Genomic DNA, 22,213 nt, shown 5'->3' with positions numbered 1-22,213 from the left:
CCAAGTCGCGCTTGCGGCCACCCGACGGCTTGAGATTGTTGCCACCGGCCGGGTCCGTGCCGTCACAGTCCCGTAAGGTTGTGCGGGAATCATCCAGGACTCCCGGCCATTGAAGAGATCATGAAAACTTTTGTACTTGGCGGAGGCTGCTTCTGGTGCCTCGATGCCGTCTATCAGAAGACCAAGGGCGTCAGTTCCGTGGTTTCCGGCTACACGGGCGGGCACATCCGCAACCCTGACTATTACGATGTCTGCTCCGGGATGACCGGCCATGCGGAGGTCGTCGCCGTGACTTTCGACGAGGACATCATTCCGGCGGACATCATCCTGGACATGTTCTTCGCCCTGCACGATCCCACCACGCTCAACCGCCAGGGATACGACGTCGGAACCCAGTACCGTTCCTCGATGTTCTACACCACCACGGAAGAAAAGATCCTCTTCGAAGAGGCCATCCTCCGGAACCAGGAACTGTGGTCCAAGCCGATTGTGACCGAGGTGAGCAGGCTGCCGGAGTTCTACGAAGCCGAGTCCATCCACCAGGACTACTACGCCAAGTTCCCCGAGCAGGGCTATTGCCAGGTCATCATCAACCCCAAGCTCGCCAAGGCCCGGAAATATTACTCTTCGTGGCTCCGCGCGTAGCAGCGTGTAGCACCGCTCGTTAGGCTGACCTCAGCAGTAGCTATTTCAGCGAATTCAGAGAATAGGCATGATTACATGGCACGGATCTACGACGACGTCACCCAGCTGATCGGCGGAACCCCCCTGGTCCGCTTGAACAGGCTCACCGAAGGCTTGGACGCCACGGTTGCCGTGAAGCTGGAGTTCTACAACCCCGCCAACAGCGTCAAAGACCGTATTGGCGTCGCCATCGTCGACGCCGCCGAGAAATCCGGTGCGCTGAAGCCGGGCGGCACCATCGTCGAAGGAACGTCGGGCAACACCGGCATCGCGCTGGCCCTGGTCGGCGCGGCGCGCGGTTACAAGGTCATCCTGACCATGCCGGAAACCATGTCCACTGAGCGTCGCGTCATGCTGCGGGCCTACGGTGCCGAGATTGTCCTGACCCCGGGCTCTGAAGGCATGCGCGGCGCGGTCGAGAAGGCACAGGAGATCGTCGCCAACACCGAGAACTCCATCTGGGCCCAGCAGTTCGCCAACGAGGCCAACCCGGCAATCCACCGCGCCACCACGGCCGAGGAAATCTGGGCGGACACCGAAGGCGGAGTGGACATCTTCGTCGGCGGCGTCGGCACGGGCGGCACCATCACCGGCGTCGGGCAGGTCCTGAAGGAGCGCAAGCCCGAGATCCAGATCGTGGCCGTTGAGCCCAAGGACTCCCCCATCCTGAACGGCGGCGCCCCGGGCCCGCACAAGATCCAGGGCCTCGGCGCGAACTTCATTCCGGAAATCCTGGACACCAACGTCTATGACGAGGTCCTTGACGCAACCCTTGAGGACTCCGTGGCCACCGCACGCGCCCTCGGCACCAAGGAAGGCATCTTGGGCGGCATCTCGGCCGGCGCGGCCGTCTGGGGTGCGCTCGAGCTCGCGAAGCGTCCGGAGAACAAGGACAAGCTCATCGTGGCAATCGTTCCCGACTTCGGCGAACGTTACATCTCCACCGTGCTTTTTGACGATATTCGCGGCTGATTGCGGACCCCGCGCAACCGCTTTCTTTCATTTCCTGTAGAAAGGTCTTTGTGAGCTTCTTCGCAAGACTTATGGAGGACCTCGAGGCCGCCCGGTCACATGACCCGGCGGCCCGAGGTTCCTTTGAGAACTTTTTTGCCTACTCCGGCCTGCATGCCATCTGGGCGCACCGCCTGACCCACAAATTGTGGCAGAACCCCGAGCTGCGCTTCCCCGCACGGCTGATTTCCCAGCTCGCCCGGTTCCTGACCGGCATCGAGATCCACCCAGGCGCGACCATCGGCCGCAGGTTCTTCATTGACCACGGCATGGGCGTAGTCATCGGTGAGACCGCCGAAATCGGCGAAGACGTCATGATCTACCACGGCGTGACGCTGGGTGGACGTTCCTTGGCCAAGGTCAAGCGACACCCCACCATCGGAGACCGCGTCACCATCGGAGCCGGGGCGAAGGTCCTTGGGCCCATCACCATCGGCGCCGACAGTGCCATCGGTGCCAACGCCGTCGTGGTCAAGGACGCCCCGCCCGAGTCGATCATCACCGGTGTTCCCGCAACATGGCGGCACCGCGACGCGAAGAGCGAGACCAAACCCGCCGTCGATCCCGCCGAGTACTACATCGAGTACCGGATCTAGCCGGAAAAGCGCTTGTAGGCGTTCCAGAAAACGTTGTCGAAGGCCCGGTCGGGAAGCACCCTGCGCAGGGCCAGGATGGTCCAGGCTCCCCTGCCCACGGGGTATCGGGTCCTGGGCCGTCGCGACGTTGCCGCGTGAAGGATAGCGCCCGCCACCACCCGCGGGTGCGTCGACAGCGCGGTTCCCGATGTCGACGCCAAAGCGGCCGCCACGATCCCGGCCTGCTCGCGATATGGTCCATGTCCCGACACCGTCAGCAGGCTCTCCCCCGCGATGGTTCCCCATTCCGTGTCCGTGCCGGCGGGCTCGATGATTGCCACATCGATGCCATGCGGCTTCAGTTCCAGGCGCAGGGAGTCGCTCATGCCCTCGACGGCGAACTTGGTTCCGTGGTACCAGGCACCGAGGGGTTCATACATCTTGCCGCCGATCGAGGAGACGTTGATGATTCTGCCGGACCCCGCAGCCCGCATCGCGGGGATCACCAGCTGGGACATCCGGGCGAGACCGAAGACGTTGACTTCGAACTGCCGCCGGCCTTCGTCCAACGGCACCTCTTCCAAAGAACCGTAGGACCCGTACCCGGCGTTGTTGACCAGCACGTCGATCCGTCCCTGCTCGGCCACAACGAGGTCCACAGCGGCCTTCATCGAGCCTTCCTCAGTGACGTCGAGGGACAACACCTTGATTCCGTGGGCCTTCAGCGGCTCCATTTTTTCGACCCGCCGCGCTCCCGCGTACACGACCATTCCTGCTTTGCTGAGCTTGATAGCGGCTTCGAAACCGATCCCGGTTGATGCACCTGTGACAAATGCGACGCGTTGCGGCATGGACTGCTCCTCGTGTTGCGTATGGCGTTTTCTTTCCGGACCTGGCTACGGCAAAGGCCGGCGCCTCCACAGTATCGGGGAAGTGCCGGCCTTTGCTTTGAACAAAGCCTGTCCCCAGGGGGGACAGCGCGGGTTCTAGTGGGTGTCGACTGCCGAGACCTCGGACTTGTCCTCGCCCCACAGGGTGTGGAAGGTTCCCTCGGCGTCAACGCGGCCGTAGGTGTGCGCACCGAAGAGGTCGCGCTGTCCCTGGATGACGGCTGCAGCGAGGCGCTTGCGGCGAAGTCCGTCGTAGTAGGCCAGCGAGGAGGAGAACACGGGAACCGGGATGCCCAGCTGGACAGCCGTGGCCACCACGCGGCGCCATGCCGGCAGCGCGCCGGCGATCGCCTTGGTGAAGACCGGGGCGAACAGCAGGTTGGCCGGCTTCTCCTCGGCAGCGTAGGCGTTGGTGATTTCCTTGAGCAGCTCAGCGCGGATGATGCAGCCGCCGCGCCACAGCGAAGCGATCTCATCGAGCTTGAGGTCCCAGCCGTATTCCTTCGCGGCCGAGGTCAGCATGTCCAGGCCCTGGGCGTAGGAAACCAGCTTGGAGGCGTAGAGCGCCTGGCGGACGTCCTCGACGAAGTTCTCGGGGACGTCGACGGCGATTTCCTCGCCGGCGAGCAGCTCCTGGCCGAGCTTGCGCTGCTCTGCCTGTGAAGACAGTGCCCGGGCAAAGACGGACTCTGCGATGCCCGAGACCGGGGAGCCGAGCTCGAGGGCGGAGATGACCGTCCAGCGGCCGGTGCCCTTCTGGCCGGCAGCGTCCACGACGACGTCGACGAACGGTTTGCCCGTCTTGGCGTCGACGTGGCCCAGGACCTCTGCGGAGATTTCGATCAGGAAGGAAGCGAGTTCGCCCTTGTTCCATTCGCTGAAGATCTTGGACTGCTCGGCCGGCTCGATGCCGGCGCCGGAGCGCAGGAGATCGAAGGCTTCGCCGATGACCTGCATGTCGGCGTATTCAATGCCGTTGTGGACCATCTTGACGAAGTGTCCGGCACCGTCGGTGCCGATCCACGCGCAGCACGGCTTGCCGTCAACCTTGGCGGAGATCTTTTCGAGCAGCGGGCCCAGGGCGTCGTAAGACTCCTTGGAACCGCCGGGCATGATGGAGGGGCCGTTGAGGGCACCCTCTTCGCCGCCGGAAACGCCGACGCCTACGAAGTGCAGGTCCTTCTCGGCCAGGGCGGATTCGCGGCGGCGGGTGTCCTCGTAGTGCGAGTTGCCGGCGTCGATCACGATGTCACCGGGTTCCAGCAGGGGAACGAGCTGGTCGATGACGGCGTCAACCGGCTTGCCGGCCTTCACCATGATCAGGACACGGCGGGGCTTCTCGAGGGAGTCCACGAGTTCCTGGAGGGTTTCCGTGCGGATGAAGTCGCCGTCCGTGCCGTGCTTGGCCAGCAGGGCGTCGGTCTTTTCGACGGAGCGGTTGTGCAGGGCAACGGTGAAGCCGTTGCGGGCCAGGTTGCGGGCCAGATTGGCGCCCATCACCGCGAGGCCGGTGACACCGATGTGTGCTGACATCAAAACTCCAATTCATTCTTGTGCATCGAGTCCTGCTAGGAGCGAGGAAACGCTTTCTAGAGCAGTAGCTGGAATAAACCATACGTATTCGGACCACGTCTGGGAAAGTTGAGCCCACGTTTTGGAAACGTCCGCGTCACAAAAGAGTCTATGTTGCGGGCCCGCGCTGTGGGGAGTTCCCCGGCCCGGGCTTCCGCTGACGGAGTGCTCAACGCCACTATGCTTACGACTATGTCAACCAGTCTCCACTACCGCGCTGTCGAGCATCTGGGTACCCGGATCGTCGGCGGTAAGCTCCCCACCGGCCACGTCATGCTGGCTGAGCACCTTGAGGAGGAGCTCAAGGTGTCACGCTCGGTGGTGCGGGAAGCCGTCAGGGTACTGCAGTCTTTGGGACTGGTGGAAACCATCAAGCGTGTCGGCATCCGGGTGCTCCCCGCGCACCGCTGGAATCCCTTCGATCCGCTGGTGATCCGCTGGCGGCTGGCCGGAGAAGGGCGTGGCGCACAGTTGCGCTCCCTCGCGGAACTCCGCTCCGCCGTCGAGCCCGTGGCCGCGGAACTGGCCGCGGAAAACGCTCCGGAGTCCCTGCGCAGCGAGCTGTTGGACATTTCCCTGGCCATGCGTGATGCGGGCCGTGCGGGCGACATGCCCACATTCCTGGACCTCGACATCCGCTTTCATGCCTTGGTGCTCTCCGGTTCCGGCAATGAAATGTTCGCGAACCTGATCGGGCAGGTCACCGAGACCCTCACCGGCCGGACCGTTCACGGGCTCATGCCCGAACATCCGAAGGAAGCGGCCCTGCAATGGCATCTGGATGTAGCCCAGGGCATCCGGGACGGCGACGGCGACAAGGCCCGCGAGGCCTCCTCCAACATCATGCGGGAGACCATCGCGGACCTGTCACCGGACTGGGAAGGCCAGCCACGGGTGTTCGTTCCAGTGGAGCGGCGCTGACGGCTGAAAGCCCGCGCCGCTCGAGGACCTAGGCCACAGGCTGGAAGTTCAGCAGGACTTTCCCCGATTCGGCCGAGTTCCTGGCCACCTCGAAGGCCTCCAGGCCGCGGTCCAGCGTGAATTCGTGGGTGACCACCGGATCCACATAGAGCGAACCGTCCGCGAGCGCCGCAATGACCTCGTCGATCTCGTCGTTGAAACGGAACGACCCGAGCAGTTCGAGCTCGCGGGTGATGGCCAGCGAAATGAAGACCGGCTGCGGTCCGGAGGGCAGCAGCCCGACCATGACTACCTTCCCGCCGCGTACCGCACCCTTGATGGCCGACGCCAGTCCGAAGTGGCTGCCGGAAGACTCGATGACGACGTCGGCTTCCACTGCGGCGATGGCCTCTGCATCATCGCCCTTGAGGACCTCGTCGGCGCCCACCGCACGCGCGATCTCAAGAGGCTTGTCGTGCATGTCGACCGCGACGATCCGGGTTGCCCCCGCGCGTTTGAGGACGGCAACTGCCAGCGCGCCGATCGGACCGCTTCCGATCACCAAGGCTGTCTTGCCGGCCACGTCACCCGCGCGGGCGACGGCGTGCCAGGCAACGCTGGCCGGCTCCACCAGCGCCGCCGTGCGCAAGCCCAGCGTGGCCGGAAGGGCCCGGAGCATGCGCGACGGCAGGGTGGCGTAGCGGCTGAAGGCTCCGTCCGTGTGCGGGTACCGCGCGGCACTTCCGAGGTAGGTGCAGCCCGGCGAGAGGTTGGGCCGGTCTTCCGGATACTTGGCGGCGCCGGGAGCAGGGGTTGCCGGGTGCACTGCGACGGCGGTTCCGGCCGCCGGTCCGCTGCCATCGGCGGCCTGCTGGACGACTGTGCCGACGATTTCGTGGCCGAGGACCATCGGGGCCTTGAGGATTGACTCCCCCGCCGCGCCATGGAGCCAATAGTGCAGGTCCGAGCCGCAAATGCCGCCGTAGGCGATCTCGACGACGGCCTGGTCAGGAGTGGGAACAACGAGGGCTATGTCCTCGATGCGAAGGTCGCCGGCGGCGTGGGCCACCACCGCGGGTGAAGACTGGGGAAGCTGGAAATCGCTCATTAGACGACCACCGTCATTCCGCCGTCGACGAAGATCGTCTGGCCGTTGACGAAGTTCGATGCCTCCGAGGCAAGCCATACCGCCGGACCGGCGAGATCCGCCACAGTGCCCCATCGGTGGGCCGGCGTACGGCCAAGGATCCAGGAGTTGAAGTCGGGGTCGTCCACGAGGTTCTGGGTCATTTCGGTGTGGATGTAGCCCGGCGCGATGCCGTTGATCTGAAGGCCGGAGGCCGCCCACTCGGCGGTCATGGCGCGTGTCAGGTTGCGGAGCCCACCCTTGGCCGCGACATAGGGGGCGATCGTGGGGCGCGCCAGGTCGGTCTGCACCGAGCAGATGTTGATGATCTTGCCCCGGCCGCGCGGGATCATGTGGCGGGCGGCTTCGCGTCCTACGAGGAAGGCGCTCGTGAGGTCGGTGGTGATGACCCGCTCCCAGTCCTTCACATCCAGGTCCAGCATCGGGACGCGGTGTTGGATTCCCGCATTGTTGACGAGGATATCGAGCGGGCCGACGTTCTCCTCGACCCAGGCAATGCCCCGGGCCGCTTCGGTGTCGCTCGTGACGTCGAATGCGCAGCTGTGGATGCGCCCGGGACCGAAGTCCGCCGCCATGGCGGCTTCCGCGTCCTTGAGCCGTTCCGTGTTGATGCCGTTGAGGACGACGGTGGCACCGGCGTCGGCCAATCCGCGGGCCAGCGCGTTGCCGATGCCGCGGCTGGATCCTGTCACGAGCGCAACGCGCCCGGTGAGATCGAAGAGTCCACTCATGGTTGTTTCCTTACTTAGTTCGAAGGGCTTAGGGAAGAGTCGCTGAGGTTGGCGATGGCCTGGCGGACAACTGCGAGGTCCTGGTCGCCAAGTCCCTGATCGATCAGTTCGCGGTAGAGTTCGACGCCGGCTGTCGCCATCGGGACGGCGGCGCCGGCCGCTTCAGCACTTTGGAGGACGAATGTGAGGTCCTTGTGCATGAACTTCGCGGGACCTGTGGGCGCGTAATCCTTGGCTGCGAGGCGTGGGCCGACAAACTCCAGGACCCGGCTTCCGGCAAGTCCGCCGGCCAGGACCTCGAAGAGGGCAGAAGCATCCATGCCCGAGCGCTCGGCGAGTTCAGCGGCTTCGGCGAGCGCCGCCGTCGTGGTCCCGACGATCAATTGGTTACAGGCCTTCGCGAGCGAACCGGCGCCCAGCTTGCCCATCCGGCGGACGGTGGTTCCCATGGATTGGAGGAGGGGCAGCGATCGTTGGAAGTCTTCTTCGCCGGCGCCGACCATGATCGCCAGTGTGCCGTCTTGCGCGCCTTTGGTGCCCCCGCTGACCGGAGCATCGACGACGGCGGCGTTCCCACCACTTGCGCTATGGACCATTCGGCCGAACTCCTGCACGGCGGTCGGGGACACGCTGCTCATGACGATGAGCGTGGTTCCCGGAACCGGTGCGTCGGAGCGCCAGGAGTCGAGCAGCGGCGCGGCTGCCTCCTCGATGTACGAAAGATCCGGAAGCATGAAAATGATGACGGGTTGGTCCCGGAGTCCGGCAACCGACTCCGCGCGTTTCCCGCCAAGCTTTTCCAATTCGGCGAGCGCACCGGCTGAACGATTCCAGGCTGTCACCTCCCAGCCGTTGCCGAGCAGATTGGCTGCCATGGGGAAGCCCATGAACCCGAGTCCCACGAAACCTGCGGTCTTGGCGGTCATCTTTCGCGTACACCTCACTTCTTTGTGGTTCATCTTTCAAAAACTGTTCAATATCCTAGCCTCAATTCAGTATGATGAACACCATGACGACTGATGAACTCACCATCGCGATCGCTGTCCCGCTCGAAGCTGAGCATGTGGAGCGAATCCGCGCCGTAGATCCGAGCATTACAGTGCTCTACGAACCCGAGCTGCTTCCTCCGGAACGCTTCCCGGCCGACCACTCGGGCGATCCGGACTTCAAGCGGACTCCCGAACAAGAGGAACGCTACTGGTCCATGTTGAGCAAGGCCCAGATCCTCTATGGCTTCCCCAACGAGAATCCGGCAGGCCTGGCCCGCATCGCGCAAAGCAACCCGCACCTGCAGTGGATCCACGCCATGGCCGCAGGTGCGGGTGGCGCCGTGAAGGCTTCCGGCCTCGACAGCGAGACCTTGCAGAAGTTCAAGGTCACCACGTCGGCTGGCGTGCATGCGCTTCCGCTGGCTGAATTCGCAGCCTTGGGCATCCTCAACGGGTTCAAGCGCAGCGGGGAACTTGCCCAGGACCAGGCTGCGAAGGTCTGGCCCGAGCTGCGCACCCCCACCAAACTTGTGAACGGTTCCAAGCTGGTCATCACGGGCCTCGGCGAAATCGGCCTCGAGACCGCCCGCATCGCCCGCGTCCTTGGAATGAAGGTAAGCGGAACCAAGCGGAACGTCGAAGCGATCGAAGGAATCGATGAGGTCGCAGACAACGATGGCCTGCCGGGCCTCCTGGCTAGCGCCGACGCCGTCGTCAACACCCTCCCCGGCACGCCGTACACGGAGAAACTCTTCAACCACGACGTCTTCTCGGCGATGAAGCCCGGCACGGTGTTCGTCAACGTCGGGCGTGGAACGGTGGTTGACGAAGAGGCGCTCCTCGAAGCCCTGGACAACGGGCAGGTGTCCTACGCCTGCCTGGACGTCTTCGCCGTCGAGCCGCTCCCCCAGGACAGCCCGCTGTGGAACCACCCGAAGGTGATGGTCTCGCCGCACACGTCGGCACTCAGCGCCGCGGAAAACCGCCTCATCGCCGAGCGCTTCGCCAGCAACCTGCGCACGTTCCTGGACGGCGGGGAGCTCCCCCACCTCGTGGACACGGTGCACTTCTACTAAACCGCCGACTTCCCGGCGCCATCCTGGCGGCCCCTCCGGTATTCCGGAGGGGCCGCTTTGCTGTGTGGGCGGCCTTGCTGGCGGGCTGGTCTGGCTGGCCGGGCACGTGAAGACGTCAAACCGGGGCTTGTTTGCCGTTCCGGGGCAACTAGTCCCGGTCTCAGAAACAAGCTCCAGACCGGAGGACGATCCCCGCGCATTGGGCACGAAAAAGCGGCGGCCCCTTCCGAACTTCGGAGGGGCCGCCGCCGCTTGGGTACGTCAAGTACGGGGATCCTTACTTCGCGTCCTCCAGCGAGAGGAGGTCACGGCCCGCTGTTTCCGGGGTGAAGAACGTGGTGATATATGAAATCAGCGCCAGCACCAGCGAGTAGACCGCAAGGACCACCCAGGAGTTGCCTGTGGCGGCAAGCAGGATGGCACCGAAGACGGGAACCAAGCCGCCGGCCAGAACGGCAGACAGTTCGCGGCTCAAGGCAACGCCGGTGAATCGATACTGCGAACCGAACAATTCCGGCAGCAGCGGGCACTGTGGGCCAAGCATGGACTGCACACCGAGGGCGATGCCAACCACCATGACGGCCCACACAAGGGTGACGTTGCCAAGAGTTACGAGATAGAAGGCGGGAATAGCGAAGATCGCCTGGAACAGGGCTCCGTAGCGGTACACCTTCACTCGCCCGATCCGGTCCGACAAGGCGCCGAACGTCACCACCATGACGGCGGCGAATCCTGCCGCGATCAGCAGGCCGACCGGCCCGATGAACTTGTCGCCCGGGAAGACGCCTTCCTTGACGGAAATGAAGGAGATGAGAAGTGTTCCGTAGATGGACGAGTTGCCGTTTTCGCCCATGCGGAGGCCGATGCCGATCAACACGTTCTTCTTGGAGTGCCTCAGAAGTTCGCCGACGGGGTTCTTCACCACGTTCTTGTGCTTCTCCAGCTCCTGGAACACCGGAGTTTCCTTCAGCCTGAGACGGATGAAAATCGCGACGACGATCAGGATGCAGCTGGCAAGGAACGGCACACGCCACAGCCAGCCTTCAAGCACGCTTTTGTTGGCCATGCCAATCAGCGCGAAGGTACCGGCACCAAGGAGCGTTCCGAGCTGGATTCCGACGAAGGGCAGCGAAGCGAAGTAGCCGCGGCGCTTTGGCGGAGCCACTTCGGAGATCAGGGTTGTTGCGCCGGCCTGCTCGGCTCCGGCACCGAGGCCCTGGACGATGCGAAGCACCACAAGGAGGACAGCGCCAAGCATGCCTGCTTGATCGAACGTCGGGAGCAAGCCGATTGCGAAGCTCGCGAGGCCCATCATGCCGATGGTCATCAGGAGGACCATCTTGCGGCCGAAGCGGTCTCCGATGAACCCGAAGAAGATGCCGCCGAAGGGGCGTGCCGCGAATCCGACGCCGTAGGTAGCGAACGACGCGATCAGCGCGCCGCTGTCTCCCAAGGGCTTGAAGAACAGCGGCCCGAAGATCAGGGCCGAAGCCAGACCGTAAATGTAGAAGTCGTAGTACTCCAGAGCGGATCCTACGGAGCTGGCAAGAGTTGCCCTTCGCAGCTGTTCCGGCTCAACTACCGCGCCGTCCGTGTCAGCAAGCTTTGTCTTAGTACGAGTTGTCACAAGCACTCCCTCAAGAACACTCCAGACCCCCGTTGGCCTGGCGAGATAGTGTCAGCCGCCATGGCGTGAATCACTATATTGAACAGAGTACAGTACGTTGGACAAGTTTCAAGTGGTGTAATCAGATTTATTTATGACCCCGTCCGGGCGGTCAGATCCGTTATCCCATCGGGTTGCCCAGCGAGTGGGCGAGCTCCTTGAGTTCCTTCACCATGAGGGCGGCCTGCTCCTCGGAAAAAGTGGCCTTCAGGGCTGTCACCGAGAGACCCAGGCTGGGGCCATGCGCCCCGTGGGTAGGGACGGGCACGGCAAGGCAAACCACGCCGAGAGTGGATTCCTCGTCCTCCAGGGCGTAGCCCTGCTTGCGGATCGCGGCCACCTGGGCCTTGAGCTCAGCGGCGCTCCGGAGGGACTTCGGGGTCATGACAGGGAGCTCCACGTCGTCCGGGAACATTGCTTCAATGTCATGGTCGTGAAGCTGCGCCAGGAGGACCTTGCCGACGGCGCTCAGGGACAGCGGCATTTTGTCGCCGATGTTCGACGTGAGCCGGACGGCCGGGTGCCCTTCGTAGCGTGCCAGGTAAATGATGTGGTCGCCATCGATCATCGCAATCCGCACTGTTTCGCCGGAGAGCGTTGGCGCCTGTTCGCAGAACTTGTAAAACTCCTGCACTTCGTCGAGCCGGCTGAGGTAGGCGGCACCAAGTTCAACCAGCTTCCGGCCGAGCGAAAAATCGGCACCTTCGCGGGTAATCAACCGGGCTTCCTCAAGAGCCATGAGCAGGTTTGATGTGGAAGACTTCGGAATCCCGAGCTCCCTCGAAAGATCGCTGAGTGTCAGGCGGCCCGACGGCGCCTCCGCCAAGGCATCCAGGACCGCGGCTGCGCGGGTCACGGCAGGCGCCGGCGAGGAGCTTCCCAATCCTTCGGTGGAACGGTGGGTGCGGGAATCGGCCATGATTCTCCTTCGCAATCGGGCGTCTGGCGCAGAGTGGGCGCGTGCCAGGCAGAAACGCTACCCAGGGGCAGCGGAACTCCAGTCCGAGGCACAACGCTTGTTCAATCCACTGAACAATCACCATCATAGTGGCTTGGTGACGGGATGGGACTCGCCGGACGGAGAACGGCTTCCTTTCCATATCCAGAAATTCTCTGTATATTCATCTATGAGCTCTCCACCGCGGCATCCCCCAATAGTCGCGGTGGAGAGCTTTTCCAATTCCCCGCTGGGGATCAGGCGCGAAGCTAGCCCTGCTGCTGCCAAGGAGTGAGGCGTGGCAGCCAGCGCGGAACGTTGGCGCGGTAGTCCTCATACTCGGCGCCGAACTTACGTGCCAGCGTCGGCTCCTCATGCAATCTGACGACAGCCACCACGGGAACTGCGCCCAGCGCCGCCAGGCCAAACAGCTTCGGCTCTCCGAACAGAAGACCCTGTCCGGTGAGTGCGGCGCCAATGCCCACGTAGATGGGGTTCCGCACGAACCTGTAGAAACCGCTGACCACGAGGTTCTTCGGTGGCGCAAAGTGTGCCGGCGTGCCGATTCCTTCAAGTGCGAACCTCGCAAACGAATTGGTGATCACCGCCGCGCCTACGCCGATCAGCACTACACCTGCGCACTGGGCCGCCAGTCCGCCCGGCACGGGGCGCCGCACTTTCCAACGGGTCATTACCCACGGCAGTAAGCCTGCGAAGGTTGCGGGGGCCAAGGCGAACACCGCCGTACCGATTTCCGCCAGCCTCTTGTCACGCGCTGCATCTACGGACGCTGTCATGCTGCCATTCTGAACCGCGAAACGATTGGCCACAACCATCGGAGCCCGGGGGCCCTGAATAAAACGAAAGAGCCCCCGGACTGCGTTTCCGCAGCTCAGGGGCTCTTCTTCTTGGTGGGTCCTACCGGGATCGAACCGATGACATCCACGGTGTAAACGTGGCGCTCTACCAGCTGAGCTAAAGACCCAAAACACTGGTTTCCGCACCCTCGGCGCTTCAACCAACGAACATGTACTCTACCGGATCAATCGCCCGGAACACTAATCGACTCACTTGGACGGGAGCAGATCGGGAAGCTCAGCGGCAAGCCAGGCCAGCGCGCCGCTGACTCCTGCTTCCAGTTTGAGATCCGCGAATCCGTCGCCGCGGGTCGGACCACGATTGATGATCACTACCGGCTTGCCGAGTTTGGCTGCGTGCCGCACGAACCTCAGCCCGCTCATGACGGTCAGCGAAGAACCCGCCACCAGCAGCGCCCCGGCTTCGTCCACCATGGAATAGGCGCGCTGCACGCGATCCTTGGGCACATTTTCACCGAAGTACACGAAGTCGGGCTTGAGCGTTCCACCGCATACGGGACAAACAGCGACGACAAACGATCGGATGAGTTCGGGATCCTCCACCGAGGCATCGGCGTCCGGTGCCATTTCCACGACGCCGGAAGCCTGGGCGGCTTCGAGGAAGCCGGGATTGATTTCCTCGAGAATGGATGCCAAGAGCCGTCGCGTGAAGACGTGCCCCTCGTCCAGGCAGATCACGCGATCGTAGCGGCCGTGCAGGTCCACCACATTGATACTGCCGGCGTCCTCATGCAGACGGTCCACGTTCTGGGTGATGAGTCCCGTGAGCAGCCCGCGCCGTTCAAGGAGCGCGACGGCGGCATGCCCGGCATTCGGGTCCGCGTGCCTGAGGTGGGACCATCCAAGGTGATTCCTCGCCCAGTAGCGACGCCGGTTCACAGGGCTTCCGATGAACTCCTGGAAGGTCATAGGATTCCGCGGTGCGGCTCCAGGGCCGCGATAGTCAGGGATGCCGGAATCCGTGCTCAGGCCGGCGCCCGTCAAAACAGCAAGCCTCTTGCCGCCGAGAATCCCGCCGGCCTGGCGGAGAAGCTCCACCTCGCCCGCATCCAGCTCAGCCGCAGGCGCCGGCGGAAGTATGGCGAAGCCAGTCATTCCGACGCCGGGCCGTTGGGCGCTCATCGGCGCTAGGCCTGGCCAAGTGCGGACAATGCCTCGCGGTATTCCGCTAAGTCGCGTGCCTGGCCTCGCGGATTGACGACGACATAGCGGACGATGCCCGCGGCGTCAATGATGAAAGTGCCCCGCAACGACATTCCGGTAGCTGCATCAAACACGCCATACTTCTCGGCAACTTGGCCGTGCGGCCAGAAGTCCGCCAGGAGATCGAACTCGTAGCCTTCCTTGTCCGCGTACGCCCGCAAGGCAAACTTGCTGTCCACCGACACCCCAAGGACTGTGGCGTTGGCGTGTTCGAAAATACCCAGATTGTCACGGATCTCGCACAGCTCCCCCGTGCAGATTCCGGAGAAAGCGAAAGGATAGAAGACCACCACCACGTTGCGGCCGCGGAAACCAGACAAGCGCACCGGTTCCCCAAACTGGTTCACGAGCTCAAAATCCGGGGCTTCCTGGCCCACAACGGGAACTCCCGGATGCAGTCCGGGAGGGTTCAACCTGGAGTGGGTCACTTGTTCTTCTTGCGCGCTACAAGCCGCGTGGCGCTCCAGTCCTTGGAGACGCCTGCGGAGGTGGTGCAATGCAAGCCGGCAGTGGGAGCCGCGTCCTGGATATCCGAAGGTGAGACGTAGTTGTCACGGCCTGACTTGGGGGTCAGTACCCAAACCACGCCGCCTTCACCCAGGGTGGTCAGTGAATCCACCAGTGCGTCGACAAGGTCTCCATCACCATCGCGCCACCAGAAAATGACCGCATCCACTACCTCGTGATCGTCTTCGTCAAGCAGCTCGGAACCTGTGAGTTCCTCAATGTCTTCACGCAAATCGAAATCGACATCATCGTCGTAACCGAGTTCCTGAATTAGATCCCCATCTTTGAAACCCAATCTTTCCGCCACATTTACCGATGTGGCGGCGTCGGCCTCGCTCACGTTTCCTCCTCTTGAAGTGATTTCGATTACTACAAGCCAACACCCTTTGGGCGTGTGCTTCAAGCCATTGTCCCGCGTTCCACCATAATCCGCGCCCCGGCCACGGCTAAAGCCATGGTGACGATCGGCGCTGTAGCCATGGCTGCAGCTACAACTGCCTACGATGTAACAGCTTGAGTGTGACATACAACGCCTTCACGACCGCGCGGCTACGCATCGCGGCTCGTACAAAGCTACAGTGGCCATTGAAGACTTTGGCTGCAGGGCAACCGCCCGCCGCGAATAGCGCAGCTCAAGCTCAAGAGAACCTGCCCGGCGCACATGACCGGGCTGTTGTAACCGATATGTCGCACACGCCGCGTTCATGACGGGCAGTTACCCTGCCGGACCTGAGGCGACGATGAATGCGCCAAAAGAGAGGTTGGACGTGGCTGCAGGAGAAGAGACCTCACACATCCTTAGCGGGTTGACTTCCCAGCTGCCTGATCGTGATCCGGAAGAGACTGCCGAGTGGGTTGAGTCTTTGGATGCGTTGATCAGGGAGCAGGGCACGGAGCGGGCGCAGTTCATCATGCGCAGCCTGCTTCAGCGGGCGGGGTCCCAGTCGGTGGGGGTGCCGATGGTGACGACCACCGATTACGTGAACACGATCCCGGCGGACCAGGAAGCGGTCTTCCCGGGCAACGAGGAGTTCGAGCGCCGGTACCGGGCGTACATGCGCTGGAACGCGGCCGTGATGGTGCACCGGGCGCAGCGAGCCGACATCGGGGTGGGCGGGCACATCTCCACCTACGCCGGGGCCGCGACCCTGTACGAGGTCGGATTCAACCACTTCTTCCGCGGCAAGGACCACGCCTCGGGCGGGGACCAGGTCTTCTTCCAGGGACACGCGTCCCCGGGCATGTACGCGAGGGCGTTCATGGAAGGCCGGCTCTCCGAGGAGGACCTGGACGGGTTCCGGCAGGAAAAGTCCAAACAGGGCCACGCGCTCTCTTCCTACCCGCACCCGCGCCTGATGCCCGACTTCTGGGAATTCCCCACCGTGTCCATGGGCATCGGCCCGATGAACGCGATCTACCAGGCCCAGTCCAACCGCTACCTGCACGACCGCGGCCTGAAAGACACCTCCGATCAGCAGGTCTGGGCGTTCCTGGGCGACGGGGAAATGGACGAGCCCGAGTCCCGCGGCCTGCTCCAGCTCGCCGCGAACGAGAACCTGGACAACCTGAACTTCGTGATCAACTGCAACCTCCAGCGCCTGGACGGGCCCGTCCGGGGCAACGGGAAGATCATGCAGGAACTGGAAGCGTTCTTCCGCGGCGCGGGCTGGAACGTCATCAAGGTCGTCTGGGGCCGGGAATGGGACGAGCTCCTGGCCAAGGACACCGACGGGTCCCTGGTGAAGATCATGAACGAAACCGTCGACGGGGACTACCAGACCTACAAGGCCGAATCCGGCGGGTTCGTCCGCGAACACTTCTTCGGGAAAACCCCGGCCACCAAGGACATGGTCGCGGACCTGGACGACAACCAGATCTGGAACCTCAAACGCGGCGGCCACGACTACCGCAAGGTCTACGCCGCGTACAAGGCCGCCACGGAGTTCAAGGGCAAACCCACCGTGATCCTGGCCAAGACCGTCAAGGGCTACGGACTCGGACCCCACTTCGAGGGCCGCAACGCGACCCACCAAATGAAGAAACTCACCATGGAAGACCTCAAGGCCTTCCGTGACCACCTGCGCATCCCCATCACCGACGAGCAGCTCGACACCGATCTGTACCGTCCCCCGTACTACCACCCCGGCATGGACGCCCCGGAAATCCAGTACATGATGGACCGCCGCGCAGCCCTGGGCGGGTCCGTTCCCGAACGCCGTTCCGCCCACACCCCGGTGACCCTGCCCGAGGCCAAGTCCTACGAAGTCGCCAAGCGCGGCTCCGGCAAGCAGCAGGCTGCCACCACCATGGCCTTCGTGAGGCTCCTGAAGGACCTCATGCGGGACAAGAACTTCGGCAAACGCTTCGTCCCGGTCGTCCCGGACGAGTCGCGGACCTTCGGCATGGACGCGTTCTTCCCGACCGCGAAGATCTACAACCCCAAGGGCCAGAACTACCTCTCCGTGGACCGGGACCTCGTCCTGGCCTACAAGGAATCCCCCATGGGCCAGCTCATCCACCCCGGCATCAACGAAGCCGGCGCCGTCGCGGCCTTCACCGCCGCCGGCACCGCCTACGCCACCCACGGCGAACCCCTCGTGCCGATCTACGTGTTCTACTCCATGTTCGGCTTCCAACGCACCGGCGACGCCTTCTGGGCCGCCGCGGACCAAATGACCCGCGGCTTCATCATCGGCGCCACCGCAGGACGGACCACCCTCACCGGCGAAGGACTCCAACACGCCGACGGACACTCCCCCATCCTGGCCTCCACCAACCCCGCCGTCCTCACCTACGACCCCGCCTACGGCTACGAAATCGGACACATCATCCGCGACGGCCTCGAACGCATGTACGGTGAGAACTCCGCCGACCGGAACCTCATGTACTACCTCACCGTGTACAACGAGCCCATCAGCCAGCCCGCGGAACCGGAGAACCTCGACACCGAAGGCCTCCTCAAGGGCATCTACCTGCTCAGCCCGGCGAAAACCGACGGGCCCCGCGCGCAGCTCCTGGCCTCCGGCGTCTCGGTCCCCTGGGCCCTGGAAGCCCAGAAAGTCCTCGCCCAGGACTGGGGAGTCTCCGCCGACGTGTGGTCCGTGACCTCCTGGAACGAACTCCGACGCGACGGACTCGCCGCCGAAGAACACGCCTTCCTGAACCCCGGCGAAGAACCCCGCACCCCGTTCGTCGCCCAGCAACTCGCAGGCGCCACCGGACCGGTCATCGCCGTCACCGACTACATGAAGGCCGTCCCGGACCAGATCCGCCAATTCATCCCCAACGAATTCGCCTCCCTCGGCGCCGACGGCTTCGGATTCTCCGACACCCGCCAAGCCGCACGACGCTTCTTCAAAAACGACACCCACTCCATCGTCGTGAAGGCCCTCCAACTCCTCGCCCGCCGCGGCGAAGTTGACGCCCAGGCACCGGCCCTGGCAATCGAGAAGTACAGCCTCCTAGATGTCAACGCCGGCACCACCGGCGGGGCGGGCGGCGAAAGCTAAGCCTCCAGCGAAGCAAAGCCAAGCGACATCTCGACGGCGGTCCGCACCGAAAGGTGCGGGCCGCCGTCGGGCTTTAACGCCTTTGCCGACCAGCGCCCGCAGCGCCGTTCGGTGCAGCGGGCGCGTGACGCGTACCAATCGCAGTTGTAGCCTTCGCACAAATGGAGCTTGTGGATGATGCGCCGTATGCTCAAGGCATGGCAGAGCCGATTCAAACCCCCGCGAAACGTAAAGCGGCTGCGCGCACGGTAACACCGGAAAAGGCGGAGACCCTCAAGCGGCTCCGTGCCAACGTGGGGCAACTGTCCACCACCACCATGCGCAAGCTTGAGAAATCATTGCCGTGGTACAGCCGGCTGAGCTCCGACGAACGTTCAGCGTTGGGCCTGGTTGCCCAAAACGGAATCGCGGCTTTCGTGACGTGGTACGAGAGGCCGAGCTCGCCGTCGTGGATCCTGACGGATGTCTTCGGGAATGCTCCTACCGAGCTGACCCGCTCAATCAGCCTGCAAAAGGCCCTCCAGCTGATCCGGATCGTCGTCGAAGTGGTCGAGGACCAGGTCCCGGTGATCGCGCCCGAAGCCGACCAACCTTCCTTGCGCGAAGCGGTCCTGCGCTATTCGCGGGAAGTTGCGTTCGCCGCCGCGGATGTCTACGCCCGCGCCGCCGAGTCCCGCGGTTCCTGGGACACCCGGCTCGAAGCGCTCATTGTGGACGCCATCCTCCGCGGCGAGAATACCGATGCCCTTCGTTCCCGCATCGCGGCCCTCGGCTGGAAGGCACAGGAGCGTTTCACGGTGATGGTGGGAAACTCGCCATCGGAACCGAGCGCAAGCTATGTGAGCGAGTTGCGCCGGACCGCCGGACGGTACGCGGAGGACGCCCTGGTAGGCATCCAGGGCGACCGCCTCATCCTGATTCTGGGTGGCGTGCAGGACCGCGACACCGCGTACCTGAAACTCAGCGAACTGTTCGCACCGGGCGCGGTGGTCTACGGACCCGAGGCCGGCTCCCTGTTGGAAGCCAGCAGCTCCGCCCAGGCAGCCTTCGCCGGTCTCACCGCCGCCAAGGCCTGGCCGTCGGCTCCGCGACCGGTCGCCGCGGACGACCTCCTCCCGGAACGCGTCGTCTCAGGCGACGACGCCGCCCGCCGCTCCCTCATCAAGAACATCTACCGGCCACTGCTCGCCGCTTCCAACGGCCTGGTTGAAACCCTCGGCACCTATTTGGAACTCGGCCATTCCCTCGAAGCGACTGCCCGCGAACTGTTCGTCCACGCGAACACCGTGCGGTATCGTCTCAAGCGCGTCTGCGACGTCACAGGGTGGGACCCGCTCCTCCCGCGGGAGGCTTTCGTGCTCCAAACCGCGCTGGTCGTGGGCAGGCTTTCGGCCCAGCCAAAGGCGGCGCCGGAGCGTCACGGTACCCGATCCGCGGGTTGAACCGTTGTAGACTTCCTACAAACTGACCCAGTGAGCTTGGTGTACGCAAACACCAGTAGTTCACGCGGCAATTTGGAAAGCTGGTTACGTGCTTGCAATCGTCTGCCCTGGACAGGGCTCCCAGACCCCTGGATTTTTGGCCCCTTGGCTGGAGCTCCCTTCCGTAGAAGGCCATTTGGCCTCCCTGAGCGAAATCGCAGGCATCGACCTCAAGGCCCACGGCACCACCTCCGATGAAGAAATCATCAAGGACACTGCGGTCGCGCAGCCCTTGATCGTCGCCGCAGGCCTCGTGGCAGCGAAATCGCTGTTCGACGTCGAACTCAGCACCCTTCCGATCGTCCTGGCCGGCCACTCGGTCGGGGAAATCACGGCCTCGGCGCTGGCGGGTGTCCTGAGCGAAGAAGAAGCCATGACGTTTGTCCGCGAGCGTGCCAACAACATGGCCGCTGCCGCGGCGGTCACCCCCACAGGAATGAGTGCCGTCGTCGGCGGCGATCCGGCCGAGGTGCTTTCAGCCATCGAGGCTGCCGGCGCAACTCCCGCGAATGTCAACGGCGCGGGCCAGACCGTAGCCGCAGGCACGTTCGAACAGCTCCAGACACTTGCTGACAACCCTCCGGCCAAAGCCAGGGTGATCCCGCTGAAGGTCGCCGGAGCATTCCACACCTCCCACATGGCTCCGGCCGTGAGCGCACTCGAAGCACTGCGCCCTTCACTCAAGCCGCAGGCTCCCACGGTTCCGTTGCTCTCGAACTTCGACGGCCAGGAAGTGACCGACGGCGGCGCCGCCGTCGAAAGCTTGATCGCCCAGGTTTCGCGCCCGGTGCGTTGGGACCTCTGCATGGAGAACCTTGTCCAGCGCGGGGTCACCGGCCTCATCGAACTGGCACCGGCCGGCACCCTGGCGGGCCTCGCCAAGCGCGGCATGCCGGGCGTGAAAACCGTCGCCGTCAAGACACCGGACGATTTGTCCGCTGCACTTGCACTCTTCGCGGAATTGGAGGGAGACGCATGAGCGCCCCAGTACTCAAGCAGGCACCGACGAAAGAATTCTCACGCATTGTGGGCATCGGGGCATACCGCCCTGACATCATCGTCACCAACGACGACGTCTGCCAGTGGATCGATTCCTCGGACGAATGGATCCGGCAGCGCACGGGCATCGTGACCCGCCACCGCGCTGCGGCCGATGTCAGCGTCATCGACATGGCCGAGGGTGCTGCCCGTGAGGCGCTCAAGCAGGCCGGCATCGAGGCCTCCCAGCTCGGGGCAGTCATCGTCTCCACCGTCACGCACCCGTATGCCACACCGTCCGCGGCTGCCGCCCTGACCGACCGCTTGGGCGCCACGCCGGCACCGGCCTTCGACATCTCCGCGGCATGTGCGGGCTACTGCTACGGCATTGCCCAGGGCGATGCCCTGGTCCGCTCGGGCGCGGCTGAATACGTCCTGGTGGTCGGCGCCGAGAAGCTCTCCGACGTCATCGACAACCATGAGCGAACCATTTCCTTCCTCCTTGGAGACGGCGCCGGCGCCGTGATCATCGGCCCGTCCGACACACCCGGCATTGCCCCGTCCGTCTGGGGATCCGATGGCAGCAAGTGGAACGCGATCGGCATGACGCATTCCCTCGACGAAGTCCGCAACCTCGGCGAGACTGCCCGCCATTCGGACGAATCCGACGATCAGGCCATTATTTCCGCAGCGCAGGATGTCTGGCCGACGCTCCGCCAGGACGGCCAGACGGTATTCCGTTGGGCCGTCTGGGAAATGGCGAAGGTTGCACAGCAAGCCCTCGACGCCGCAGGGATCGAAGCCTCGGATCTCGCCGCCTTTGTCCCCCACCAGGCGAACATGCGGATCATCGACGAAATGGTCAAGAAGCTCAAACTTCCCGAGACCGTGGTGGTTGCGCGGGACATCGCCGACGCGGGAAACACGTCCGCCGCTTCCATTCCGCTGGCCACGCACCGGCTCCTGAAGGAGAACCCGGAGCTCAGCGGTGGCCTTGCCTTGCAGATCGGCTTCGGTGCCGGCCTGGTGTTCGGCGCCCAAGTGATCGTCCTTCCTTAACTCGGGCGGCCTCTGCCTTCCAACTGAATAGTGCTTTGAAACCCAAGCCGTATCCGCGGTTTGCCCCCATTTCCGGCAATAGCCGGACAACAAGAAAAGGAGCCAACAATGGCTAGCAACGAAGAAATCCTGGCCGGCCTGGCTGAAATCGTGAACGAAGAGACCGGCCTCGCCACCGAAGCCGTGGAGCTGGACAAGTCCTTCACCGAGGACCTGGACATCGACTCCATCTCCATGATGACCATCGTCGTCAACGCTGAAGAGAAGTTCGGCGTCCGCATCCCGGACGAAGAGGTCAAGAACCTCAAGACCGTCGGCGACGCCGTCAACTTCATCTCGAACGCACAGGCCTAGCCTGGCCTCAACTGTGCCGGACTTCGGGTGCGACCTGTTGCATCCGAAGTCCGGCACAGCTGCTAT

At 63.7% G+C, this 22,213-nt stretch carries 22 protein-coding genes and 1 tRNA gene; 10 read left to right on the top strand and 13 right to left on the bottom strand.

Annotated features, from left to right (window positions below):
* The first annotated feature begins 120 nt into the window (after positions 1 to 120).
* From msrA to epsC, 3 genes are all read left to right on the top strand, one after another.
* A complete protein-coding gene (msrA, locus tag ACSBOX_RS08240) occupies positions 121 to 645 on the top strand; it encodes a peptide-methionine (S)-S-oxide reductase MsrA (protein WP_059387765.1) in 525 nt (174 codons plus the stop codon).
* Between the two features lie 75 nt (positions 646 to 720).
* Entirely contained in the window at positions 721 to 1,656 is a 936-nt protein-coding gene (cysK, locus tag ACSBOX_RS08235) for a cysteine synthase A (RefSeq protein WP_059387764.1), read from the top strand.
* 50 nt (positions 1,657 to 1,706) lie between these two features.
* Positions 1,707 to 2,291 (top strand): serine O-acetyltransferase EpsC, encoded by a 585-nt coding sequence (gene epsC / locus ACSBOX_RS08230; RefSeq protein WP_059387763.1) that lies wholly within the window; start codon positions 1,707 to 1,709, stop codon positions 2,289 to 2,291.
* Here the strand turns inward: epsC and ACSBOX_RS08225 are convergent.
* Together ACSBOX_RS08225 and gndA are read right to left on the bottom strand one after the other, a co-directional pair.
* On the bottom strand, positions 2,288 to 3,121 hold the full coding sequence (locus ACSBOX_RS08225; RefSeq protein ID WP_442545573.1) for an oxidoreductase: 834 nt from the start codon (positions 3,119 to 3,121) through the stop codon (positions 2,288 to 2,290). The two genes, epsC and ACSBOX_RS08225, sit on opposite strands and share 4 nt — an antisense overlap.
* A gap of 135 nt (positions 3,122 to 3,256) precedes the next feature.
* Entirely contained in the window at positions 3,257 to 4,693 is a 1,437-nt protein-coding gene (gndA, locus tag ACSBOX_RS08220) for an NADP-dependent phosphogluconate dehydrogenase (protein ID WP_442545572.1), read from the bottom strand.
* Positions 4,694 to 4,924: 231 nt separating this feature from the next.
* On the opposite strand from gndA, the gene ACSBOX_RS08215 reads away from it, so the two are divergent.
* A complete protein-coding gene (locus ACSBOX_RS08215) occupies positions 4,925 to 5,653 on the top strand; it encodes a FadR/GntR family transcriptional regulator (protein WP_442545571.1) in 729 nt (242 codons plus the stop codon).
* Positions 5,654 to 5,681: 28 nt separating this feature from the next.
* On the opposite strand, the gene ACSBOX_RS08210 is transcribed toward ACSBOX_RS08215, so the two are convergent.
* From ACSBOX_RS08210 to ACSBOX_RS08200, 3 genes are read right to left on the bottom strand one after another with little or no spacing between them, the layout of a single operon-like run.
* Positions 5,682 to 6,740: an L-idonate 5-dehydrogenase gene (locus ACSBOX_RS08210; protein ID WP_442545570.1), complete on the bottom strand. Its 1,059-nt coding sequence runs from the start codon at positions 6,738 to 6,740 to the stop codon at positions 5,682 to 5,684.
* Positions 6,740 to 7,510, bottom strand: coding sequence for an SDR family oxidoreductase (locus tag ACSBOX_RS08205; protein WP_078108638.1), 771 nt, complete (start codon positions 7,508 to 7,510; stop codon positions 6,740 to 6,742). The genes ACSBOX_RS08210 and ACSBOX_RS08205 overlap by 1 nt, the downstream gene beginning before the upstream one ends.
* A gap of 14 nt (positions 7,511 to 7,524) precedes the next feature.
* Complete coding sequence (locus tag ACSBOX_RS08200; RefSeq protein ID WP_442545569.1) at positions 7,525 to 8,436, bottom strand: NAD(P)-dependent oxidoreductase; 912 nt, start codon at positions 8,434 to 8,436, stop codon at positions 7,525 to 7,527.
* Positions 8,437 to 8,507: 71 nt separating this feature from the next.
* Between ACSBOX_RS08200 and ACSBOX_RS08195 the strand changes: the two genes are divergently transcribed.
* Positions 8,508 to 9,575, top strand: a complete 1,068-nt coding sequence (locus tag ACSBOX_RS08195; protein WP_442545568.1) for a D-2-hydroxyacid dehydrogenase — start codon at positions 8,508 to 8,510, stop codon at positions 9,573 to 9,575.
* Positions 9,576 to 9,852: 277 nt separating this feature from the next.
* Here ACSBOX_RS08195 and ACSBOX_RS08190 read toward each other — a convergent pair whose 3' ends face one another.
* From ACSBOX_RS08190 to ACSBOX_RS08160, 7 genes are all read right to left on the bottom strand, one after another.
* Positions 9,853 to 11,208 carry an MFS transporter gene (locus ACSBOX_RS08190; RefSeq protein ID WP_442545567.1) on the bottom strand — a complete coding sequence of 452 codons (1,356 nt, stop codon included), beginning with the start codon at positions 11,206 to 11,208 and terminating at the stop codon, positions 9,853 to 9,855.
* Positions 11,209 to 11,362: 154 nt separating this feature from the next.
* A complete protein-coding gene (locus ACSBOX_RS08185) occupies positions 11,363 to 12,160 on the bottom strand; it encodes an IclR family transcriptional regulator (protein WP_442545566.1) in 798 nt (265 codons plus the stop codon).
* Between the two features lie 287 nt (positions 12,161 to 12,447).
* Positions 12,448 to 12,975: a methyltransferase family protein gene (locus tag ACSBOX_RS08180; protein WP_442545565.1), complete on the bottom strand. Its 528-nt coding sequence runs from the start codon at positions 12,973 to 12,975 to the stop codon at positions 12,448 to 12,450.
* A gap of 112 nt (positions 12,976 to 13,087) precedes the next feature.
* A tRNA-Val gene (locus ACSBOX_RS08175) sits at positions 13,088 to 13,163 on the bottom strand.
* Between the two features lie 82 nt (positions 13,164 to 13,245).
* Entirely contained in the window at positions 13,246 to 14,178 is a 933-nt protein-coding gene (locus ACSBOX_RS08170; protein WP_442545564.1) for a Sir2 family NAD-dependent protein deacetylase, read from the bottom strand.
* Positions 14,179 to 14,183: 5 nt separating this feature from the next.
* On the bottom strand, positions 14,184 to 14,687 hold the full coding sequence (locus ACSBOX_RS08165; protein ID WP_442545563.1) for a peroxiredoxin: 504 nt from the start codon (positions 14,685 to 14,687) through the stop codon (positions 14,184 to 14,186).
* Positions 14,684 to 15,106 (bottom strand): DUF3052 domain-containing protein, encoded by a 423-nt coding sequence (locus ACSBOX_RS08160; RefSeq protein ID WP_078108631.1) that lies wholly within the window; start codon positions 15,104 to 15,106, stop codon positions 14,684 to 14,686. Before ACSBOX_RS08160 ends, ACSBOX_RS08165 begins: the two co-directional genes overlap by 4 nt.
* A gap of 400 nt (positions 15,107 to 15,506) precedes the next feature.
* Between ACSBOX_RS08160 and aceE the strand changes: the two genes are divergently transcribed.
* Positions 15,507 to 18,275 (top strand): pyruvate dehydrogenase (acetyl-transferring), homodimeric type, encoded by a 2,769-nt coding sequence (gene aceE, locus ACSBOX_RS08155; RefSeq protein WP_442545562.1) that lies wholly within the window; start codon positions 15,507 to 15,509, stop codon positions 18,273 to 18,275.
* Here aceE and ACSBOX_RS08150 read toward each other — a convergent pair.
* Complete coding sequence (locus tag ACSBOX_RS08150) at positions 18,272 to 18,469, bottom strand: hypothetical protein (RefSeq protein ID WP_442545561.1); 198 nt, start codon at positions 18,467 to 18,469, stop codon at positions 18,272 to 18,274. The two genes, aceE and ACSBOX_RS08150, sit on opposite strands and share 4 nt — an antisense overlap.
* A 3-nt stretch (positions 18,470 to 18,472) precedes the next feature.
* Between ACSBOX_RS08150 and ACSBOX_RS08145 the strand changes: the two genes are divergently transcribed.
* The 4 genes from ACSBOX_RS08145 to ACSBOX_RS08130 all read left to right on the top strand — a co-directional run bounded on the left by ACSBOX_RS08145 (position 18,473) and on the right by ACSBOX_RS08130 (position 22,147).
* The gene (locus tag ACSBOX_RS08145) at positions 18,473 to 19,717 is read left to right on the top strand and encodes a PucR family transcriptional regulator (RefSeq protein ID WP_442545560.1); all 1,245 of its coding nucleotides are present in this window, start codon (positions 18,473 to 18,475) and stop codon (positions 19,715 to 19,717) included.
* A gap of 88 nt (positions 19,718 to 19,805) precedes the next feature.
* Positions 19,806 to 20,735 carry an ACP S-malonyltransferase gene (locus tag ACSBOX_RS08140; RefSeq protein WP_442545559.1) on the top strand — a complete coding sequence of 310 codons (930 nt, stop codon included), beginning with the start codon at positions 19,806 to 19,808 and terminating at the stop codon, positions 20,733 to 20,735.
* Entirely contained in the window at positions 20,732 to 21,793 is a 1,062-nt protein-coding gene (locus ACSBOX_RS08135) for a beta-ketoacyl-ACP synthase III (RefSeq protein ID WP_442545558.1), read from the top strand. The genes ACSBOX_RS08140 and ACSBOX_RS08135 overlap by 4 nt, the downstream gene beginning before the upstream one ends.
* 108 nt (positions 21,794 to 21,901) lie before the next feature.
* Positions 21,902 to 22,147, top strand: a complete 246-nt coding sequence (locus ACSBOX_RS08130) for an acyl carrier protein (RefSeq protein ID WP_028267518.1) — start codon at positions 21,902 to 21,904, stop codon at positions 22,145 to 22,147.
* Positions 22,148 to 22,213: the final 66 nt, after the last annotated feature.

The sequence above is a fragment of the Arthrobacter sp. KN11-1C genome (genome assembly GCF_052180225.1).
Taxonomy (GTDB): domain Bacteria; phylum Actinomycetota; class Actinomycetes; order Actinomycetales; family Micrococcaceae; genus Arthrobacter.
The sequence above is the reverse complement of the archived record's forward strand: the minus strand, read 5'-3'. Positions and strand labels throughout refer to the sequence as shown.

Coding starts and splice junctions, on each gene's coding strand:
- msrA (WP_059387765.1), top strand. CDS start 121: ATGAAAACTTTTGTACTTGGCGGAGGCTGCTTCTGGTGCCTCGATGCC.
- cysK (WP_059387764.1), top strand. CDS start 721: ATGGCACGGATCTACGACGACGTCACCCAGCTGATCGGCGGAACCCCC.
- ACSBOX_RS08225 (WP_442545573.1), bottom strand. CDS start 3,121: ATGCCGCAACGCGTCGCATTTGTCACAGGTGCATCAACCGGGATCGGT.
- gndA (WP_442545572.1), bottom strand. CDS start 4,693: ATGTCAGCACACATCGGTGTCACCGGCCTCGCGGTGATGGGCGCCAAT.
- ACSBOX_RS08215 (WP_442545571.1), top strand. CDS start 4,925: ATGTCAACCAGTCTCCACTACCGCGCTGTCGAGCATCTGGGTACCCGG.
- ACSBOX_RS08210 (WP_442545570.1), bottom strand. CDS start 6,740: ATGAGCGATTTCCAGCTTCCCCAGTCTTCACCCGCGGTGGTGGCCCAC.
- ACSBOX_RS08205 (WP_078108638.1), bottom strand. CDS start 7,510: ATGAGTGGACTCTTCGATCTCACCGGGCGCGTTGCGCTCGTGACAGGA.
- ACSBOX_RS08200 (WP_442545569.1), bottom strand. CDS start 8,436: ATGACCGCCAAGACCGCAGGTTTCGTGGGACTCGGGTTCATGGGCTTC.
- ACSBOX_RS08195 (WP_442545568.1), top strand. CDS start 8,508: ATGATGAACACCATGACGACTGATGAACTCACCATCGCGATCGCTGTC.
- ACSBOX_RS08185 (WP_442545566.1), bottom strand. CDS start 12,160: ATGGCCGATTCCCGCACCCACCGTTCCACCGAAGGATTGGGAAGCTCC.
- ACSBOX_RS08180 (WP_442545565.1), bottom strand. CDS start 12,975: ATGACAGCGTCCGTAGATGCAGCGCGTGACAAGAGGCTGGCGGAAATC.
- ACSBOX_RS08170 (WP_442545564.1), bottom strand. CDS start 14,178: ATGAGCGCCCAACGGCCCGGCGTCGGAATGACTGGCTTCGCCATACTT.
- aceE (WP_442545562.1), top strand. CDS start 15,507: ATGAATGCGCCAAAAGAGAGGTTGGACGTGGCTGCAGGAGAAGAGACC.
- ACSBOX_RS08145 (WP_442545560.1), top strand. CDS start 18,473: ATGGCAGAGCCGATTCAAACCCCCGCGAAACGTAAAGCGGCTGCGCGC.
- ACSBOX_RS08135 (WP_442545558.1), top strand. CDS start 20,732: ATGAGCGCCCCAGTACTCAAGCAGGCACCGACGAAAGAATTCTCACGC.
- ACSBOX_RS08130 (WP_028267518.1), top strand. CDS start 21,902: ATGGCTAGCAACGAAGAAATCCTGGCCGGCCTGGCTGAAATCGTGAAC.